The organism is Streptomyces sp. NPDC023573 (assembly GCF_055559735.1).
Genome location: NZ_JBVHKB010000001.1, coordinates 1,231,249 through 1,250,666 on the forward strand (window position 1 = coordinate 1,231,249; position 19,418 = coordinate 1,250,666).

Here is a 19,418-nt window from a genome sequence, read left to right on the forward strand (position 1 = left end):
CGCGTCCTCGGTTCGTTCAACCTTTGAAACAGGTACCTCATGACCGACCGGCAGCTCGCCGACTCCTCGCTCCCGCCCGTGATCGAAACCGTGATGCGGCAGTCCGCCACCGTCCTGAAGACCTACCAGGTCGATCCGGGGCTGATACAGGAGCACGCCAACGGCGAGCGCCGCATCACCCAAGGCGGCTACGGCGAGCGCCAGTTGTACGAACTCGTTCAGAACGCGGCGGACGAGATCGCGGCCGCACCCGGCGGCAAGCTGCACGTCGTCCTCACCGATGACTTCCTCTACTGCGCGAACGTGGGCAGCCCTGTCACGCCGGAGGGAGCCGAGACGATCCTGCGAATGGGCGTCTCCCGGAAGCGCGGCGGGCAGATCGGCCGGTTCGGCGTCGGCGTCAAGTCCGTTCTCTCCGTGAGCGACTCCCCCCAGTTCTTCAGCGGGAACGGCGCCTTCGGCTTCGGCTTCGACAAGGAGTGGTCAGCTGCTGAGATCGCGCAGGCTCTCGGACAACAGGGCGATCTCCACATGGACACCCCGGTGCTCCGCATGGCCCGTCCTCTCGACGTCGAACAGGAACGCGCCGACGACGACACCTTGGACAAGCTGCTGCGCTGGGCCACCACCGTCGTCCGCCTGCCCCTGACGGCGGGGGCGGCTGAGCGCCTCGCCCGCGACATCGTCGGCCACAGGGGGCGCAACGGACGTGAGACCGACGCCTTCCCCGCCCACTTCCAGTTGTTCTCCCCCCATGTCGGCGAATTGTTCCTGCACGACCGTCGCTCCATGCCGCAGGTCCGCCGGGAAATCTCGATCGAACACAAGGGCAACTACCGGACGCTCAAGGAGGTGGCGAGCGGCGCCAAGCAGACGACGGAACAGTGGAAGGTGTTCTCGGCCTCCTACTCCCCTGCCGGCGAGGCCGAGGAGAGCGCGGGCGAGCTTCACGGCCGGCCCGTACTGGAGGTCTCCTGGGCGATGCCGGAGTACACCGTGCGTAACGGCCTGCACACGGTACCTGTCGGCAAGGGGTCCTTCTGGGCGTTCTTCCCCACCAAGTACGAGGTGTCGTTGACCGGCATCCTCAACGCGCCGTGGAAGACGAACGAGGACCGCCAGCACCTCCTCGACGGAAGCCCCTTCAACCGTGAACTCCTCCAGGTCGCGGCACGGTTGGTGATCGATACCCTGCCCTCGCTCGTGCCCGCCGAGGATCCCGCCGCCTACCTCCCCCTGCTGCCGGGACGCACCAAGGAGAAGCTCAACTGGGCCGACGAGTACTTCCTGCGCCGCGTTTGGGAGTACGCCGCCGAAAGCCCTTCCCTGCCCGATCAGAACGGCGTGCTCCAGCGGCCTCGTGAGCTCTTCATCACGCCTCCTGGCCTGGACAAGGAATGGGTCCAGATCTGGTCCGAGTACAGCGGTCGCCCGGCCGGCTGGCTCCATCCGTCCGTCGACGCGTCCGACACCACTGTTCGACGCGGCAAGATGAACCACATCCTGGAGCAGGCGGGGAAGACGCCCGAGAGCGTCAAGGACTGGCTCGAAGCTCTTGTCTCCGACGGCTCCGCGGAAGCATCGACCCACGCCATCGAGATCTTCTCCCTGATGGTGCTCAAAGACCAGGCCGGACGGCTGCGCGAGGATTCAGCGATCACCGCCGCAGCTCGCCGGGCGAAGATCGTCCTGACCGAGGGCCATGGGATGGTCGCACCCGTCGCCGGAGAGATCTACCACCGGACCTCGGCCGACACCCTCCGTGACGACATGGTCTATGTGCACCCGTCGATCTCGGATCGACCCGAGATGGCCAGGCACCTGCACAACATCGGTATCCGGGTCGCCGACGCGCAGGGGCGGTTCGAAGGCGTCCTTGACCAAGGTTTCGCCACCTACGACACCGACGCCTGGTCCAATTTCTGGGTCCTGCTCCGGAGCGCCGGGGGAAGTGCGCAGACCGAACGCATCCGCGCGAAGGTGCCGAAGCCCTCGCATACGCTGCGCGTCCGGACTTTGGACGGCCGGTACCGACCGATGCGCGACTGTCTCCTGCCCGGACCGGTGGTGCCCGCCGACGGAAGTCGGGACAAGGGCCTCACCGTCGACATGGACTTCCACGACAGCGACAGGCCGGTGTTCCGCGACTTCGGGCTGTCCGACCGCCCGACCGGCGGCCATCGGCCGCAGGGTGAGACTTGGTTCGAGGAGTATCGACAGGCTGTGCACGAGAAGCACCTTCGCGGCCTGCCGAGCACGTCACCGCGCCCCAACATCTCCCGCCTCGTCGTGGAGGGCGCCGCGACCCTGGGCCCGCTGCACCTGCTGCCGGTTCTGTCCGACGAAGGCCGTGGCGCCTTCGTGTCCGCCCTGCCTCCGTCCGACATCTCGCAGCACTGGCAGATGCGGTACGGAACCAACGGCAACACACGCAGCCCCGTGGTGTCTCCGCTGCGCTGGATGATCTCCAGGCACGGCCTCGTACGCACCTCCATGGGTCTGACCCGCGTGTCCGAGGCCGTCGGTCCCCAACTCAAGGCCTTTCATTCCGTGCTGCCCGTCGCAGAGATCTCGGACGAGGCGGCGCGACGGCTGAGCATGCCCACGACCACCGATGAGGTCCCCGCACGTCGCTGGGGCAAGCTGCTGGACCTTCTCCTGCAGAGCGAGGACGACGCCTTCATCGGGCATGCCTATGCCCTCCTGCACCGCGTCGAGTTCGAGTTCCCGGACGATGTGCTCACCCGGTGCCGCGTGGGGAACTCCTGGGAAGGACGCCCGGACAACGAGATCGCCGTAGCGACGAGCACCCCGGAATTCAAGGAACTCGTCCGCGAAGGGCTCCCCGCGCTGCTGGTCGCCGACAAGGCCGACGCCGCCTCCGCCAAGGCGATGATCGAGGACTGGGGCATGCTCAAGGTCTCCGACGTCATCAGCCGCGAGATCGACGCGGTGAAGATCGGGCGGGCCTCCTCCCTCATCGAGGAGTTCCCCACGGTCAAGGCCCGCCTCGGTCAGGCAGGAAGCAACTACAAGATTCAGCGCTGCTCCGAGCTCACCCATGTCATGCGTACTCCCATGGGCAGCAAACGAAAGCCCCTCACGTTCGCCAGGAAGGGGCAGACCCTCTTCGTCCTGGACTCCCTCGAACGCCTCCAGGTGCTCCAGGCCGCGGACGAGGAGTTCAAATGGGGCTTCGGGCTGGCGGGCTGCAGCCAGGCCCTTGCCCTCCAGGAGAGGCAGGAGCACGATCAGGCCCTCCAGAAGCGGCTGCGCGAGGTCCGGGAGGCCGAGAGCGTCATCGACAAGATCGCTCTGCTCATCGGCGAGGAAGCCCTGCGGGGCGGGCTTCCGCCCGGGCTCATGGAGAGCGAACTCCACGAGCACGGGAGCGAACCGAGCACTCGCCGCGTCGCCGAGATGGCGTTCAACGCCCATGGCGAGGCGATCCTGCGGATCCACTCCCACGATCTCACGTTGAACTTCCCCACCCGGGCGCCCGCGTCCTTCAGCGGGGGCCAGAAGGCCCTGCTCTTCGTCACCGATCTCGGGTTCCCGGACTCCTTCGCCGGCGCCCAGGTGCCCTCCCTGGAAGCACGCCTGGAGGTGGAAGGTCCGATCGAGTTCCCGGCCCTGCACCCGTATCAGGAAGACCTCGCCCAAGCACTTCTGGGACTGCTGGAGAGCCCGATGCCGCAGCGCGGCATGCTCAGCCTGCCGACCGGAGCCGGTAAGACACGTGTCACGGCGGAAGGCGTGATCCGCTGGATCCGTGACCGCGAGACTCTTCCGGGCCCGGTCCTTTGGATCGCTCAGACCGAAGAGCTCTGCGAGCAGGCTGTACAGAGCTGGAGTTTCGTCTGGTCGAAGGTCGGCCCTGAGCACCCCCTCGTCATCAGCCGGTTGTGGGCGTCGAACGAGGCCACCCCGGTCGACGGACGGCCCCATCTGGTCGTCGCGACAGACGCCAAACTGGACCGTTGCATGACGGAGGAGAACTACACCTGGTTGCGGGAGTCGGCCTCGCTCGTCATCGTCGACGAGGCACACACCGCGATGTCCAAGCGCTACACACGTCTTCTTGAGCAACTCGGCCTCACACATCACCGGACCAGCCGTCATCTGGTCGGTCTGACCGCGACCCCTTACAAGAACAACGCGGAATTGACCCGGCTCCTGGTTCAGCGTTTCGGCAACCGGCTGGACACGGGGGTCTTCGACGGCGACCTGTCCGTCGCCATCAAGTCGTTGCAGGACATCGGAGTGTTGGCCCAGGTACGGCACCGAGAGCTGAAGGGCGCTGCCATCGCCCTGACGGCCGACGAGCGGGCCCAGTCCGACACGTTCGCCACGTTGCCCAAAGGCGCGGAACAGCGGCTTGCCGAGGACCACGACCGTAGTCAGCGCATCGTCGACGAGATCGCCGCCATGCCCTCCGACTGGCCGGTACTGGTATTCGCCACCTCCGTCGCCCACGCCAAGCTGCTCGCGGCCAAACTGGGAGACAGGGACATCAAGGCTGCGGCGATCGACTCGAGTACGCCCACGAACGAACGGCGTCAGCGGATCAGCGACTTCCGCAAGGGTAGGACCCAGGTGCTCACGAACTATGGTGTGCTCACCCAGGGCTTCGACGCGCCGGCAACTCGTGCCGTGGTCGTCGCCCGCCCGACGTACAGCCCGAACATCTACCAGCAGATGATCGGACGTGGCCTGCGTGGCCCGAAGAACGGTGGCAAGGAGAACTGCCTCATCCTGAACGTGCGGGACAACATCACCAACTACGGTGAGGCGCTCGCATTCACCGAGTTCGAGTACCTGTGGGACGGGAATCAGTGACCGCCACCCCCCTCACCGAGCATCGACTCACTCCTGCGCAGCAAGCCGTGGTGGACCAGCCCTGGGACGCTCGGGTCCTGGTCACGGCCGGAGCAGGCGCCGGTAAGACGCACACCCTCGTGCGACGACTCGACGTATTGGTGGACCGCGAGGAGTTGGAGGCCGGGGAGATCCTGGTACTCAGCTTCTCCCGCGCCGCCGTACGCGAGCTCACGGAGCGGATCGAGCGGCACGCCGCCGCCGCACAGCGCATCCGTGTCCAGACCTTCGACGGCTGGGCCTCCGCACTGCTCAACCGCGCCTACCCGGACGTGGACTGGGCGACGTACTCCTTCGACGGTCGCATAGAGGCGGCCACCGACGCGATCGACAAGGGAGCGGTCGAGGGTGGCGAGTACGTGCCCGCGCATGTGGTGATCGATGAGGTCCAGGACCTTGTCGGCGTCCGTCGGGAGATGGTCGAAGCGCTGCTCGACCGCTTCCAGGAGAACAGCGGATTCACCGTGGTGGGGGATTCGGCCCAGGCTGTGTACGGCTTCCAGGTGTCCGACCCGGAACAACGCGCCGAGGAGACCGACCGCTTCCTGGAGTGGGTGCGTGCCACATTTGGCGAGGAACTGGTGGAGCTGCACCTGGGCGACAACTTCCGGGCCCGGAGCGATGCAGCTCGGATGGCTCTGCCCTACGGCGCCCCTTTGCAGCGGTTGCCTCGCGATCGGGCCGCAGCCGCTGGCGAAGCGGAGCGTATCCACGGTGATCTCCGTGCGCTGCTGCTGTCGACGCCGAACTTCGGAAGCTTGGAGCACGAGTTCGTACGGGCGGCCCTCCGGGACTATCCCGACACCACCGCCATCCTGTGCCGCGACAATGGTCAGGCACTGACGTTGTCCGGCATCCTCGCCGCAGCCGACGTACCGCACACGCTGCAGCGTTCGGCCCGCGAGCGCTCCGCCCCTGTCTGGATCGCCGAACTCCTCGCCTCGACCAGCACGAGCGCCCTCACCCAGGAGCGCTTCGAGGAGCTGCTGGCCGATCTTCCGGTCCCCGCCGGCAGTGTGCCGGAAGCGCTGTGGCGGTCCGTACGAAAGGTGGCGCGCGGCCGTGGTCGCGGGACTCTCGATGTCGTCGCTCTGCACCGCGCACTCGCCGAAGGCAGGCTGCCGGACGAGCTCACCGCGGCGCAGCCGTCCTCTCTCGTGATATCGACGATGCACCGGGCCAAGGGCCTGGAGTTCGATCGGATCCTGATCGTCGAACCACGCGTACTGAAGGAGCCTGCCCAGGTCAGGAAGAAGAAGAACGACTACGACCCTGCTGCCGAGGCCCGGTTGCTCTATGTGGCCATGACGCGCGCCCGGGACGACGTCTACGTCTTGGACGCACCCAACTCGTGGCTCATTCGGAAGGACAAGAGGATCGACCGTTGGTACCTGGGCGGTCGCAGTTCCTGGGCACGTAACGGGATCGAGCTGATCGGTTCGGACGTCTCCCACGACCAGCCTCCCGGCACAGAGGGATTTCGACAGGACGCCGAGGAGCTCCGGCACCACCTGGTGACCGATGTCCCTGCCGGCACCGAGGCACAGCTGGTTCTGTTGCACGGTATTCCGATCGACTCCGACCAGTCGCCTCCCTACGCGGTAGTGGTCGGAGGGCGACAGATCGCCGTGGTGTCCGAGCGTTTCCGGACCCATCTGAACCGCTTGCTGCGCCGCACATCCCACTCGGAGGTCGATCGATGGCCACCTCTGATCACCGGCCTTAGGGTCGAATGTGTGGAGGGGGTGGCGGGCAGCCCCGCCGCTACCGAAGCTGCAGGCCTGGGGTCGCACGGCGCCTGGGTCGCACCCCGTTTGTGCGGCCTGGGACGCTTCCGCTGGTACGCGACCGACACCGAGGGGGACGAATAATGAGCGGGGCGACCCACCAGGCGCACTACGAGATGCGTGACTCGCTCCTCGCAGCGCTCCGCCAGGATCTGCTCGGTCCCGTGGGGGGCTTTGACGAGGTGCTGACGGATGACGCGCCGATCACCATGTACCCGGTCGGCGTGCTCTTTCCGCGCTCCCGCCCGGAGGCGTCGGGCAGCTCCGCCCAGGCCGGCGCGGTGGAGCACGGGGAGCTGGAATCCGAGCGGGACGGGCTCGACACGGTACCTCTCGGCGTCCGTCGAGATGTCGAGGAAGGGCCCGGCGACCTGGGCGTATCTCTTGCGAACGTCCGGATGCCGTCGTCCATCGGTCTCACCTTCGCCGTCGATCCGGCGGTCTCGGAACGGATACGGTTGACCGTGAGTACCGCCGTCTACCTTCCCGAGGATGCCGAGGGGAAGCCGGTGGCCGCGAAGCGGACCGAGGCGCGGAGCACGAAGGCCCAGCGGGAGCACTGGCGACGTTCCGCCTTGCGGATCGAACCAGTTGATGTGGACGTCACTCGGCCCGGGCTGCTCGATCCCTTCGTTCTTCACCCGGGGCTGGAACTGCGTCTGCTGGTCCGTCCCCGATCCACGTCGGACGGGACCGTGACCGTGACGGCCACTGTCGTCAACAGCCTTGAGGTCGGTCGGTACGACCTCCGTGACGCGCATTGCTTCTACCAGCCGGTGCTGAGCGTCACCGCGGAGGACGGCATCAGCCCGATGTTCGTGGTGCGGCCCGCCACTCTCGGCGCGGTCGACCCGGAGCAGGCTCTGAGCCGGCTCCTGCACCGCCATGTCCCGAGCTTCGCCATCGGCCACGGATGCGCGGCGCAATGGGATTGGACGCCACCTCCGGTGGGATCGGTATCGATCGAACGCCCGACGGTCACCGCTCTGCGGACCGAGCTCGTCCCCTCCCACGAGGTGCTGCTGACCGACTCCAATCCCGCGATCGACGACAAGCCACTGACCATGTACCGGTTGGGAACCGACCCGACCCACGAGGTCGTGTCGGCTTTGCGCGCACTGCTGGCAGGGTACGAACGCTGGATCCTGACCCAGGAGGACCAGGCACGTCTGCTGAGTGGCACGGAGGACGGTACCGCTGCGGCGGATCAGGTCCTGCTGTGCCGCCGAGCTCTGAGCCGGATGCGTCAAGGTGTGGCTCTGCTGGAGGACGCCGAGCAACCGGACGTCATGCGTGCGTTCCGGCTGGCGAACCTCGCCATGGCCGACCAGCGGGCACGTACCGTGTGGATCAAGGGTGGCAGGTCCGGCCGGCCGGACGAACAGGCAGGACGGTGGCGGCCCTTCCAGCTGTCCTTCATGCTGCTCTGCCTGGCCGGAATCGTCGATCCGGACCACGAGGACCGAGAGGTCTCCGACCTGCTCTGGTTCCCCACAGGCGGTGGCAAGACTGAGGCGTACCTCGGGCTGATCGCTTTCACCACCTTCCTCCGGCGGTTGCGGGACGGGGTGGCAGGGGGAGGCGTCACCGTGCTCATGCGGTACACGCTCCGGCTGCTCACGCTCCAGCAGTTCGAGAGAGCGGCAGCGCTGATCTGCGCCATGGACCTGCTGCGGGCCGCCGATCCCGCGCGGCTGGGACGCGAGGAAATATCGATCGGCATGTGGGTGGGCCGCTCGGCTACTCCCAACACGCTGGCGGTAGCCGAAGGTAAGCTCACCGACCTCGTGCGCAACGAGACCCTCCAGTTGCAGACGGAGAACCCGGTCCAACTGCGCAACTGCCCGTGGTGCGGTGAGCCACTGCGGGCCCGTGACTACGCGGTCGACAAGAACGCCAGGCGCATGGCAGTGAGTTGCCCCTCGGGCAGCTGTGCCTTCCGACGAGGGTTGCCGGTGCACCTCGTCGACGAAGCCGTCTACGCCCATCGCCCGACCTTGGTCATCGCGACGGTCGACAAGTTCGCCTCGATGCCCTGGCGACCCGCGTCAGCGGCTCTGTTCAACCGGGACATCGACGGGATCAGGCCGCCCGAACTCATCGTGCAGGACGAGCTACACCTCATCTCCGGCCCACTCGGCACGCTCACCGGCCTGTACGAAACGGCCGTCGATGCGCTGGCCGAGCGTCCCAAGGTCATCGCCTCGACCGCGACCATCCGACGCGCCGGCGAGCAGGGCACCCGGCTGTTCGACCGTAGGGTGGCGCAGTTCCCGCCCGGCGGCCTCGACGCGAGGGACTCCTGGTTCGCCGTCGAGACACCACGTGAGCGCAAGGCGGCACGCTGCTACGTCGGCCTGCTGACCTCCAGCACCAGCCAGGCCACGTTGCTGATCCGCGTCTACGCAGCCCTGCTTCACAGGGCTCACGCCCACGATGCTCCGCCAGAGGTGAAAGACGCGTACTGGACACTGGTCGGCTACTTCAACAGCCTGCGCCTGCTGTCGGCGGCAGAGCTCCAGGTTCTCGACGACGTGCAAGAGCGGCTGGGGCACCTCGCGACACGTGACGGCCTCAAGGCGCGCCGGGGGGACGCTCTCACGGAGCTGAGCAGCCGAGCAAGCGCCAGCGACATCTCCCGCCGGCTCAAGGATGTCGAGCGACCGCACCCCAGCCCGGAGGCGCTCGACGTTCTGCTCGCCACCAACATGATCTCCGTCGGAGTCGATGTCGATCGACTCGGGTTGATGGCCGTGATGGGGCAACCGCAGACCACTGCCGAATACATCCAGGCAACGAGTCGTGTCGGCCGACAACACCCGGGCCTCGTCGCAATCATGCTCAACTCCACCAGGTCGCGAGATCGCTCTCACTACGAGGACTTCCAGAGCTTTCACTCCGCCCTGTACCGCGAGGTGGAGTCCACGAGCGTCACACCGTTCTCCGCCCGGGCCCGCGACCGAGGCCTGCACGCCGTGGTAGTGGCCCTGGCCCGGTTGATGTTGCCTGCCGCGCGGGCCAACGAAGCGGCAGCCCACGTGGAGGACTTCCTCACCGCTCTCCACGACGAAGTCGGAAGAGTGCTGCTCGACCGGGTCGCGGCGGTCGAACCGGCCGAGATCGAGGCCACCACCGCAGCCTTCGAGCAATTCGTCGAATGGTGGCGGGAAGAGGCACACGACCATCCGAACCTCGTGTACGAGGCTCCACGTGGGTCGCGCAGCACCGCTTTGCTGGCCAACTACGACGACGAGTCGGCCTACGTGTCGCCGTGGAAGACACTGTGGAGCCTGCGAGACGTAGACGCCTCGTCCACCTTCTTCGAGGAGCGCTGATCATGGGCCCCGTACCGCCCCGCACCCGCCGTCGCGGCCTTCCCTCGACAGCGGCACGAAGCGCCCGAAAGCTCGGAGAGATTCGTCGCGCGCAGCTCATCACGACCTACGGCGTCGGAGCCATGATCGCAGTCGAGAACGAGTCCTTTCTCGTTCGTGGCATCGACTCGTGGGACATTTCAGAGGCACCTTTCATCTCGGAACCCCGTTTGGCTTGGCAGCTGGGAGTCTCCGGATTCCGCATGCCCCCCGCTCCAGATACAGACTCGGCACAGGACGGGGTGCGAGCGGTGCGCTTTCCGGAGATGTACTCATGCCCTCACTGCCACCAGTTGCAACCCTTCCGCAAGTTCAACTCACCAGCCGGGCGAGCAGAGTGTTCGATATGCCAGGAGAGCTTGGTGCCTTCCCGGTTCGTGATCGCGTGCACCCATGGTCATCTGGAGGATTTCCCCTACTGGAAGTGGGTTCACCGGGGCAACCGGACGGGCACCGGCAGCTGCGGTGGCCAACTGACCTTCCAGACCGACGGCTCGACCGCGTCCCTGCGCGCCGTGTTGATCGGTTGCAGTTGCGGGGTGGAGAAGGTTTCCATGGAGGGATCGTTCCGGCGCCAGGCGCTCAGGGACCTCGGCATCCGGTGCAGCGGCCGTCGCCCCTGGCTCAAGGATGCTCCGGCCGAGGGCTGCCAGGAGGCACCGCGCACCCTCCAACGTGGTTCCTCCTCCGTCTGGTTCCCGGTCATGCACTCGGCCTTGTCGATCCCGCCGTACAGCCAGGGCATCGCCAAGCTGGTCGCCCCTTTTTACGACGGCTTGAAGGAGGAGAATCCCTCCTCCATCAAGACGTTCGTACGCGTCAGCAAGCTGTTGCTTCACTCGAAATACACTGACGACGACGTGGTGGCAGAAGTCGAGCGAAGGCGTGCGGTCGAGATCGCCGCTGCGGCACAGGACGAGGACACGGAAGCTGCAAAGCGTGCAGGCGACTACCGGCGGAAGCTCTACGAGGGCGAGTACCGGAGTCTGTCCGCGCCACATCCCGAAGATGCCGAGGAGGAGCAAGAGTTCGTCTGCGAGCCCCCCATTACGTCGATCGACGCCGTGCGCACGTCGCACGGACTGGCACAGGTCATGCTGGTCAAGCGACTGCGCGAGGTACGTGCGCTGCAATCGTTCCGACGGGTGGAGGAGCCGAGCCCGGCCGATTCCCAGCTGCGCCAGGCAGCCCTCTCGTTGACGAAGCCGAGCTGGCTTCCGGCTTTCGAAGTAAGCGGCGAGGGTGTGTTCCTTCGTCTCGATCAGGAGCGGCTGCGGGCATGGGAGGAGCAACCGGCTCAGGTGGCTCGCGCCGCTCGGATCCGCGAAAACCACGAGAGACTGCTGGCGGCACGGGCAGGCGACTCGGCCAAGCCGATTCCTCCCTCACCGGCGACGCCGCGCTTCCTCCTTCTGCACGCCTTGGCCCACATACTGATCAACGAATGGAGCTTGGACGGCGGCTATCCGGCCGCGTCCCTGCGAGAACGGCTCTACAGTGACGAGAACATGGCTGGCGTGTTGATCTATACAGCCACCAGTGACTCCGCCGGCAGCCTCGGCGGCGTCGTCGCGCAGGGTGAACCGAGCCGTCTCGACTGCTCCCTCCGGGCCGCTCTGCGCAGGGCGAGTTGGTGCTCGAACGATCCTCTGTGCATGGAGGCGGAGGCGAGCGGCGCGGACAGCCTGAACATGGCTGCCTGCCACGCCTGCCTGCTCCTCCCGGAAACAAGCTGCGAGAACAACAACATTTTGCTCGACCGCGCCGCCTTGGTGGGAACGCCGGATGGTCGGGTGCCTGGGTTCTTCACCCTCTGAGTCGCACCGCTCAGGTGGTCGAGCAGCCGACACGACCAACACCCGTGGGTGAGGCGCGGATTGTGGGGTCTGTCGAGGGATGGCGGGCCGGCTCTGTCTCCGAGCCAGGCGCATGGACCTCGCCAGTTGGCTGGGATGTGCTTGCGTCGGAGATCGCGCAGCTCGTGGCGGCCGTCCGCAAGGACGTGCTGGCGCTTGGCATTAAGCCCGGCCTGATACCTGATCTTTGAGGAAAGCCCAGAAGTGCCCCAGCTCTACTCGTCCGCCACCTCTGCTACACCCGTGAACTGTCCTTTACCGCTGCCGCTCCGCCACTCGACGATCTTGTCGAGGTGGTCTATGGCCACCCCGGCGCCTATTCAGACGCGCGAGTCGGCAGCGAGCGCCCTGAACGCGGACCACGCGTGAGGAGAGACCGTCAATGCGCGCCTCCGTACTTCCTTCGAATCCCGGATCAGCACGGCCTCGGCAGTAAAGGCGATCTCCACGCAGTTGCCGCCGCCGCCACCGCTGTAGCTGCTCTTGAACCAGGCAAGTTCGGTAGTGCTCATAGCGCTCCTCGCATCTGCTCCAGCAGACCCGTGGTGGCATGGTGGCTCAGAGCCTGCGACCGCATCTTGCCATAGCGCTGAAGCATCGCGCTTGCGGCTTTCGGGTCGGTGATCAGCATGCTGCTGTCATGGGCCTCGACATATCCCACCCACCGGTTCTCTGCCGTCTCGGCAAGGGAGAGTGGGCCTTCGAACCCTGAGTGGTCCTCCTGGATCAGGGGCATGGCCTGAATCTCCACGTTCCGCAGGCGGCCCACCGCGAGCAGGTGGTCGAGGAGAACACGCGTGATCTCGTTGCCTCCCATGCGGCGTTCCAACAAGGCCTGTTCGATGACGAAGCTGAAGGTGGTGTTCGGCCGCTCCGCCAGGAGACGCTGCCGCTCCAGTCGGGCGGTGACCTGATGCTCGAACTGTTCCTCTGCGAGGGGCGGTAGGCGGCGCTCGAAAAGCGCACGGATGTACGGCTCCGGTTGCAGCAGGCCTGGGATCACGCTGGACTCGTACGAGAGGAGCGAGACCGCATCCTCCTCGACCGCCGCCCACTGCAGGAACCAGGACGCCAGTCCCACCTTCCGCGTCAGACTCCTCGCCGCCGCCGCCAGTACCCGCGCCGCCGCGGGCCCCAGCACCGCTTCCGAGCGGTCGAGCAAGTCCCTCGGAGGGAATCGCTTGCCCTGCTCGATCTTGGCGATGTACGCCACCGAGTACTGCACCAGCGGTGCGAACTGCTCCTGCGTCAGGTTCGCTTCGTCGCGCAGCGCCTTCAGCACGGCTCCGAACGTTTTCAGGCTGTCCGAGGACTCCGGCTCGCCACAGTGTCCCCCGCCGTTGTCCGAAGCCATGCCCGGCCACCTCTCCCGCTGCGCTGCGCCCGCTTGTGGGCCACGAGCAAGAGTTACGTACAGTGACCCTCCCAGTCCAGCGCGTGAGCCAGTACAAGCCGATCTGTATCGGCGCCGTGCCTGCCGCTCAGCATCGTCTCCGCACCAGGCTGGGGCCATGCCAGCCCCTCACACCCACTCCCCCGCCGCCACACGCCTGTTCGTGCAGCGCTTCTCCGCCACGCGACGCGGAGCCCGCCTCGCCCGCCTGCTTGCCGGGCTGCAGTTGGCCGAGTGGGGGCACCCCCGCGGTACGGACGACCACGACACCGTCACGATCGTCGTCGCCGAGCTCGCCGCGAACGCCGTCCTGCACGGCCGCGTGCCCGGCAGGGACTTCGCCCTGGTCCTCCGTTACGACCGCGCCCGGGGCGTCATCCGTATCGAGGTCTCCGACACCCACTCGGCCCGGCCCGCCCTCGTCGTGCCGGCCTCCGGCGAGGACCACGGTCGCGGGCTGGTCCTCGTGGACGCCCTCGCCACCCGTTGGGGCGTTCATGACCGCGTGGGTCCTGGCAAGACGGTCTGGGCGGAGTGCGCCCTGTCCACGGCGGCCGGATAGCCCGGGGCCGGGTCGCACGCGTACCTGCCGACGCCTGATGAGGCGAGGCCTCCGCCGCACCCGCGCGTATCGCCGGTGCGGTGGAAGCCTCGCCCGAGGGCCCTGGGCTCAGGATGCGTAGAAGCCGAAGCGGCTGTAGTCGGCGTCCGCGAACTTGAAGCGGAAGATGGTGCCGTCGTTGACGTCGGTGGCGATCGTCGTCCACTCGTTCGCCCTCGTCGTCTTGTAGTTGGTCTGGCAGTAGTTGAGGCTGCCCGAGGGCTTCTTGTAGAAGCAGACCTTCACGCTCTTGGCGTCCGGGATCTGGATGTTGATGTCGGCGCAGTTGCTGGTCGCCGACCAGTAGCTGTTGCCGGTCGGCAGGTACTGATTGCCGTCCGACTTGTAGAAGGACTTGTAGCTGCCGTAGCAGGTGGCCGCACTCGCGGACGTGGCGCCGGCCAGGCCCCCGCCCGCCAGGGCACCGGTCAACGCCATCGTGACCAGCAGGCTTCGCTTCTTCATGGTGCTTCTCCCCCGTGACGACCGACACTGTGACATCGCCCATCGTGGCGGCGTACGCCCGTCACGGGTACCTGGAACCTTCCAGGTACCCGTGTCACCGAGCGGCTGGTAGGCGACGGGGCCGGTCCGTCAGGGGGTCTGCTCCGGGCCGCTGCCGCTGGGTGCGTGGCTCAGGTCCACCACGCAGAAGATGTTGCCGTCCGGGTCGGCGAGCACGACGAAGTCGGGGTCCGGCGGGTACAGGTCCCAGTCGACCGTCTGCGCGCCGAGGCCGATCAGGCGCCGCACCTCCGCCTGTTGTTCCTCGGCCGTGTCCGCGAAGAGGTCCAGGTGGATACGGGGGCGCGGCTCGGCCGGGGAAGCGCTCCGCATCAGGCCGAGGGCCCGTCCCGGGCTGCCGGGGTACTGGAGTGTCCGCCATGTGTCGCTCGCCCACTCCTCGGCGACGACCAGATTCAGCGCCTCGGTCCAGAAGGCCACTGCGCGGGGGATGTCCGTGACACCGATGACAGGGATTCCGAGTTTCAGCATGGGGCGAGCCTAATCAGGGGCCGGTGGAGACGGCCCGGACCCACCAGGATCGCCCGTCGACGTCGTGATGCCCCTCGGGCCCCCTGCCCCGACGCTTTGGCGGACCCGCGACGTACCGGCACCCACACGGTTCGAGGCACCGGTGTCGCTGATTGCCGGGCGTTGCCGCATGTTGGTCGGTATCAAGACCGTGCCGGGCCCTGGAGCGCGGAGTGACGGTCGAGCAGGCTAGTTTGCTCGGATGAGTCTCCTTGATGATGTGGCCGAGCGCGACGGCTGGCGCTGCTGGGTGTGTGACGAAGCGGTCGACCCCGACGAGTCGGTGAACGACCCGCGGGGTCCCAGCGTCGACAGCCGGACCGCCGACCGGAAGGCCAAGGTCGCCGAACGGCTCGCCCACCGCGGATGCAACACCCGTAAGGGTGCGGTCAAGGTGGCCATCGCTTGGCCGGACCACCTGTACGTGGTCGAACCCGCGCCGCTGATCACCGTTGCCGGAAGGCTGGAGCGCAAGGGAGGTCGCGAGATGGTGGGCCGCTGTCCGACCAAGCGGGACGCCCAAGAGGCCGCGGACTGGCTGGTGGACCGGTTCTCCCGACTGGTGCCGGGACTGCCGGTGACGGCCGACATCGAACCGGGCGGCGGTCAGTTCCTCGTCATCCTGTCCGCAGGCCGCCGCTGACCATCGGCGGGGCCGCACCCGTGACAGGGGCCGAGCCGGGAACGCGGCATGTGCCGCCCCGCGGCCTGGATGCGCTCCCGCTCATCGACCGGGGTGCGGCTCCCGTCCATCGTCGGCCGGCTTCCCGTCGGGACGTTCGCGCAGCCAGGCGCGGTCAGCCAGTTCGCAGCTCGCGCCGGTCAACTCTGGAACGAAGGAAAACTATGGCTCGCCCTTACGCATCCGGACCGAAGCAGTTCGTCTTCGTCGGCGGTGACGGTGACCATCAGCAGGTCTCCGTGGGCGACCCCCAGGAAGCCTACGTAGCTTTCTCCGCGTTCTTCCGCGGTCGGGAGTCCGACACCTACACCATCGAAGACGAACCGGCCGGTCAAAGCCTGGTGCTCATGCCCGGTCAAGGTGTGATCGCCCGGATCGAAGCGGCGGAGCAGCCGCGGTCGGAATATCTCCAGGTCGACAGGGCCAATCGCTACCTGCCGAGCGCGATGCTGTTCTTCGAGAACGGATATGCCGGCCTCGACCACTTCGGCCAGTGGTTCTCGGACCTCGCCGACCTCGACGCGTCACCGGAGACCCGCGGCGCCACCCGCGCCGCCACTGTCACGACCGAGGCCGCGGCAATCAGGGAAGTCGCCCGGATCTGGGCGGACTCGGGCATCGTGGACCCGAGCAACCAGTACTACGTCTTCTTCGACTCGCATGATGTCGGCGATGACCGCGCTGAACGAGCCGAGCTGCTCAAATTGATCGAATTCCTTGGTGTCGAACGCGTCGACGCCCCGGCCGAGGCCGCCGAAGGCGAAGTCTGGGTGCGCACCGACGTGCGCCTCGACGCCGAATTCGAACGGTGGTCCTGACCAGGCACTACGGCCACGATCCTCGGCGCCCTCCGGCCCGGCCGACCGGTCGCCGGCGGGCCCGGGCCCCTCGCGCACCGGTCCGGACAGCACCGCCCCGTCAGCCCGTCCGGGGGCCGGGGCGAGGGTTGGGCCCGCGCGGTGGGGGCTCGTCCGGGGGCCGGGGGAGGAAGTCGACGCTGTCGTCCATCAACTCCGTACGGGACCAGGTCCGGTAGTCCGCCGCAGGGATGTCCGCGTTCGGCCACTGCGGGTCGGCAGGCGCGTAGCCTTCCTCGGACAGACCCGCGACCTGCAGCAGGTCCAGGAGCATGCGCTGCGTCAGGGGTTCGTCCAGGTGCTCGGCGGCGTCCTCGGCCCCCCAGCGGACCACTGTCTCGGCTGCCCGGGCAAGGCCCTCCACGCTGGCCGCCGGAAACGCCAGAGCGAGGGATACCTTCACGATCTCGACGGCGTCCTCTCCGCGCATGGTCTACCGCCTCCTTTCGCAGACGATGCAGAGTCCCGCAAGGGCGGTGAAGAGCAATCCCATCTTGCTGGTGTTCTGCGCCTGGCGCAGGCACTCGCGCCGGTCGAGATGGGCGTACTGCGGAGTGGACATGATGTCCCGGACGTAGACCTCCCAGTGGTCCTGCGCCCGCTTCCAGTCGTTGCGGTGCGCGACCCGGACCCAGGCGTCGACGAACTCCTGCCTGGCGTGGTTGCCGTGGAAGTAGGGCCGGAGGTCGTCGATCAGCCCGGGCGGCCTGAGCCGCTGGCCCCAGGTGCGCTGCCGGAAAAGGGAGTTGGCGGAGATCGACTTCACGCTGCCGATACGTGTCGTGATCACATGTCCGGCGAAGCCACCGATGAGGGCCGGGACGAGGAGCCAGCCGAGCAGGGACAGGGCCCAGAGGAGGGTGTGTTTGGGCGCCTCGATCAGCGTGAAGACCTCGTACACGCCGGTCGGGCTGCCGGCTCTGGCGGCGAAGACGTACAGCACCAGCAGGCAGAGGGCGATGGGGACGCCCCAGTCCAGCACCCACTGTGTGACGCCCTTCAGCGCCTTTCGCGATCTCCAGGTGCGGCGCAGGCGCGCCGTGAGCCCGGACCGGCCTGGCGGCAGATCCAGGTGACTCGGGACAGGAACAGGGCCGTGCACCGACTATCGCCCCCCGGCTGGTCTTTTGTGTCCGGCACGCGGCCACCGGCCGTCGTGCTCCCCGGCTGCCGCAGTCGGCTTCGCCAGGGCGAAGGTCAGGATAAGGGTCGTGCGTCGCCTCCGATCCTCGCTGGGCCATCGCCGGACCTCTTGGACCTCCTGGACTTGCCAGACCTGCCCGAGGGTCCGCCGGTCAGCCCGCCCGGCGACGCCGGTCAGCCCGCCCGGCGACGGCGCCGGGCTCGCTCTCCCCTTCAGCCGCCGCTCAGCGGCGAGCGCCACGCGGATTCGTGCCGGGGCCGTCCCATGAGATGGGCGAGCAGTCGCTCCGCCGTCTCCGGCGCGGTCCCCTGCGGCGCTCCGGCCGAAACCAGGGCGGCCCCGAGCCTTGCCGGCGCCGTCTCCGGCACCTCCAGGTCGTCGAGGAGGGGGAGGGTCAGCAGGAGCCGTGCGGCGGCGTCCTCGACTCCTTCCGACGCGGGGCACGGATGGTCGGCCATACGGACCAGGTCCCGCCACGGCAGCCCGGCGCCCAGGACCCCTCCTTCCCGACTGACGGTCCGCTGCGCGCCGCTCCGGTCCGGGTGGGTGAGGAGGTAGTCGATGCCGTAGTCGCCGACGAGGTTGCGGTAGATCAGCACGGCTCCGGGGCCGTGCGCGGCGGATATACGGAACACCGGCCACCGTCCGGGGTCGAACAGGGTCTCCGACAAGGCATCCGTATCAGCACCGTCGTCGCCGAACCATTCCGGAGAAGCGCGCCCGGTGCCCGTCCCCTCACCGCACATCGCCAGGAGGTGGTTCGACCAGAAGCCCCGCCGGGCCAGCAGCGGCTCCCCCGCGACCAGCGGAGCGTCATATCCCTCGATCAGCACCCTGTAAGCCTGCCACCGGCCACTGACAATGCCGGGTCGGCGATCCGCCAGGGTTCCGGCCTCGCAGCCGTACGCGTCCGTCCCGCACCCCGGGGCGCGGGACGGACGCGTACGGGGGTACTCAGTCGCAGAGCATCGCCCACGAGTTGTTGGGGCGCCAGGTCTTCTCGCCCGAGGAAGCGCCCTTCCAGCTGAACGTCGCCACCACACCGAAACTCGACGTCGGCCACCTGCACGGATCGACGCTCGTGGCACCCGCCAGGTCCTCGGTGTCCTTCCAGCCGTCGTAGTCCTTCGTGGTCCGCAGCGTCACCCAGCCGTTGCCGTTGAAGCGCTGGAGCTTCACGTCGGTGACCTTGACCTGGTAGCTGCCGCCGCCGGCGACGTCGGTGATCTTCGCCCGCGCCCGGTAGGTGTCGGCCGTCTCGTCCCACCAGACGGCGGCGCACCGCTTGACCGCGGTGCCGTAGCACTCCCACGCGCTCTCCGCGGATGCCGGCGACGGTGTGAAGACGATCGAGGCGCCGAGCGAAGCTGCGACCAACGCGCCTGTCGTACCGAACCGGCCCACACGCTTGAACCTCATGAAAACCCCCTCATGATTCACCAGTGATTCCGGGGGACCTTATCCAGCGGGCGGACGTGGTTCCCGCGACGTGCGGAGCGGTTGCCCCGCTGTGACAAAGTAAGAATTCGGTCCCTCCGCAGCCCGCGGCCCGCGGCCCGAAGCGGGTTACGGAACTGATGCCCGGCCAGGGGGTCGTGCTTGCGCAGACACGCCGGACCGACAAGCGCGCGTTGGTGCGGCGGGGGCGGGGCGTGCAGCGGCGGTCAGCCTCGCGATGACGATGAGCATGGTGGCCCGGTCGACCAGCGCATGAGGCAGGTCGAGGGCGGCGGGACAGTGGAGCCGAAGGGATCGGGGACGGCACCGGATCCGTGAACGGGAAGGACGGGCCGCGTTCCCGTCGGGCCGGA

General features: G+C 67.6%; 15 protein-coding genes. 7 read left to right on the forward strand and 8 right to left on the reverse strand.

The features are described 5' to 3' along the window. Nucleotides 1-39 precede the first annotated feature (39 nt). From ACZ32T_RS05535 to drmB, 4 genes are read left to right on the forward strand one after another with little or no spacing between them, the layout of a single operon-like run. On the forward strand, nt 40-4,839 hold the full coding sequence (locus ACZ32T_RS05535; RefSeq protein WP_467365477.1) for a DEAD/DEAH box helicase: 4,800 nt from the start codon (nt 40-42) through the stop codon (nt 4,837-4,839). Further along, a complete protein-coding gene (locus tag ACZ32T_RS05540) occupies nt 4,836-6,749 on the forward strand; it encodes a UvrD-helicase domain-containing protein (protein ID WP_467365478.1) in 1,914 nt (637 codons plus the stop codon). The genes ACZ32T_RS05535 and ACZ32T_RS05540 overlap by 4 nt, the downstream gene beginning before the upstream one ends. Next, complete coding sequence (locus ACZ32T_RS05545) at nt 6,749-10,000, forward strand: helicase-related protein (protein WP_467365673.1); 3,252 nt, start codon at nt 6,749-6,751, stop codon at nt 9,998-10,000. The genes ACZ32T_RS05540 and ACZ32T_RS05545 overlap by 1 nt, the downstream gene beginning before the upstream one ends. A gap of 2 nt (nt 10,001-10,002) precedes the next feature. Then, nucleotides 10,003-11,856, forward strand: a complete 1,854-nt coding sequence (gene drmB / locus ACZ32T_RS05550; protein WP_467365480.1) for a DrmB family protein — start codon at nt 10,003-10,005, stop codon at nt 11,854-11,856. 359 nt (nt 11,857-12,215) lie between these two features. Here the strand turns inward: drmB and ACZ32T_RS05555 are convergent, their stop codons facing one another. After that, nucleotides 12,216-12,407 (reverse strand): DUF397 domain-containing protein, encoded by a 192-nt coding sequence (locus ACZ32T_RS05555; protein ID WP_467365482.1) that lies wholly within the window; start codon nt 12,405-12,407, stop codon nt 12,216-12,218. After that, nucleotides 12,404-13,249 (reverse strand): helix-turn-helix domain-containing protein, encoded by an 846-nt coding sequence (locus ACZ32T_RS05560; protein WP_467365484.1) that lies wholly within the window; start codon nt 13,247-13,249, stop codon nt 12,404-12,406. The genes ACZ32T_RS05555 and ACZ32T_RS05560 overlap by 4 nt, the downstream gene beginning before the upstream one ends. A gap of 157 nt (nt 13,250-13,406) precedes the next feature. Between ACZ32T_RS05560 and ACZ32T_RS05565 the strand changes: the two genes are divergently transcribed. Further along, nucleotides 13,407-13,850, forward strand: a complete 444-nt coding sequence (locus ACZ32T_RS05565) for an ATP-binding protein (RefSeq protein ID WP_467365486.1) — start codon at nt 13,407-13,409, stop codon at nt 13,848-13,850. Nucleotides 13,851-13,958: 108 nt separating this feature from the next. Here ACZ32T_RS05565 and ACZ32T_RS05570 read toward each other — a convergent pair whose 3' ends face one another. Continuing rightward, nucleotides 13,959-14,354, reverse strand: coding sequence for a hypothetical protein (locus tag ACZ32T_RS05570; protein WP_467263086.1), 396 nt, complete (start codon nt 14,352-14,354; stop codon nt 13,959-13,961). 129 nt (nt 14,355-14,483) lie between these two features. Then, nucleotides 14,484-14,885, reverse strand: coding sequence for a VOC family protein (locus tag ACZ32T_RS05575; protein WP_467365488.1), 402 nt, complete (start codon nt 14,883-14,885; stop codon nt 14,484-14,486). Nucleotides 14,886-15,126: 241 nt separating this feature from the next. On the opposite strand from ACZ32T_RS05575, the gene ACZ32T_RS05580 reads away from it, so the two are divergent. Both ACZ32T_RS05580 and ACZ32T_RS05585 read left to right on the forward strand, forming a co-directional pair. Continuing rightward, complete coding sequence (locus tag ACZ32T_RS05580) at nt 15,127-15,567, forward strand: hypothetical protein (protein WP_467263091.1); 441 nt, start codon at nt 15,127-15,129, stop codon at nt 15,565-15,567. A gap of 50 nt (nt 15,568-15,617) precedes the next feature. Next, on the forward strand, nt 15,618-16,424 hold the full coding sequence (locus tag ACZ32T_RS05585; RefSeq protein WP_467365675.1) for a DUF6357 family protein: 807 nt from the start codon (nt 15,618-15,620) through the stop codon (nt 16,422-16,424). A 100-nt stretch (nt 16,425-16,524) separates the two neighbouring features. Here the strand turns inward: ACZ32T_RS05585 and ACZ32T_RS05590 are convergent, their stop codons facing one another. From ACZ32T_RS05590 to ACZ32T_RS05605, 4 genes are all read right to left on the reverse strand, one after another. Continuing rightward, on the reverse strand, nt 16,525-16,893 hold the full coding sequence (locus ACZ32T_RS05590) for a hypothetical protein (protein WP_467263093.1): 369 nt from the start codon (nt 16,891-16,893) through the stop codon (nt 16,525-16,527). A gap of 3 nt (nt 16,894-16,896) precedes the next feature. Beyond that, nucleotides 16,897-17,445 (reverse strand): DUF6313 family protein, encoded by a 549-nt coding sequence (locus ACZ32T_RS05595; protein WP_467365490.1) that lies wholly within the window; start codon nt 17,443-17,445, stop codon nt 16,897-16,899. Between the two features lie 374 nt (nt 17,446-17,819). Continuing rightward, on the reverse strand, nt 17,820-18,440 hold the full coding sequence (locus ACZ32T_RS05600; protein WP_467365492.1) for a hypothetical protein: 621 nt from the start codon (nt 18,438-18,440) through the stop codon (nt 17,820-17,822). Nucleotides 18,441-18,561: 121 nt separating this feature from the next. Further along, a complete protein-coding gene (locus tag ACZ32T_RS05605) occupies nt 18,562-19,026 on the reverse strand; it encodes a hypothetical protein (protein ID WP_467365494.1) in 465 nt (154 codons plus the stop codon). Nucleotides 19,027-19,418: the final 392 nt, after the last annotated feature.

Bases quoted from the DNA above. Each gene is read 5' to 3' on its own strand.
- ACZ32T_RS05545 (WP_467365673.1), top strand. From the start codon at position 6,749: ATGAGCGGGGCGACCCACCAGGCGCACTACGAGATGCGTGACTCGCTC.
- ACZ32T_RS05570 (WP_467263086.1), bottom strand. From the start codon at position 14,354: ATGAAGAAGCGAAGCCTGCTGGTCACGATGGCGTTGACCGGTGCCCTG.
- ACZ32T_RS05580 (WP_467263091.1), top strand. From the start codon at position 15,127: ATGAGTCTCCTTGATGATGTGGCCGAGCGCGACGGCTGGCGCTGCTGG.
- ACZ32T_RS05565 (WP_467365486.1), top strand. From the start codon at position 13,407: ATGCCAGCCCCTCACACCCACTCCCCCGCCGCCACACGCCTGTTCGTG.
- ACZ32T_RS05535 (WP_467365477.1), top strand. From the start codon at position 40: ATGACCGACCGGCAGCTCGCCGACTCCTCGCTCCCGCCCGTGATCGAA.
- drmB (WP_467365480.1), top strand. From the start codon at position 10,003: ATGGGCCCCGTACCGCCCCGCACCCGCCGTCGCGGCCTTCCCTCGACA.
- ACZ32T_RS05590 (WP_467263093.1), bottom strand. From the start codon at position 16,893: ATGCGCGGAGAGGACGCCGTCGAGATCGTGAAGGTATCCCTCGCTCTG.
- ACZ32T_RS05555 (WP_467365482.1), bottom strand. From the start codon at position 12,407: ATGAGCACTACCGAACTTGCCTGGTTCAAGAGCAGCTACAGCGGTGGC.
- ACZ32T_RS05605 (WP_467365494.1), bottom strand. From the start codon at position 19,026: ATGAGGTTCAAGCGTGTGGGCCGGTTCGGTACGACAGGCGCGTTGGTC.
- ACZ32T_RS05575 (WP_467365488.1), bottom strand. From the start codon at position 14,885: ATGCTGAAACTCGGAATCCCTGTCATCGGTGTCACGGACATCCCCCGC.
- ACZ32T_RS05560 (WP_467365484.1), bottom strand. From the start codon at position 13,249: ATGGCTTCGGACAACGGCGGGGGACACTGTGGCGAGCCGGAGTCCTCG.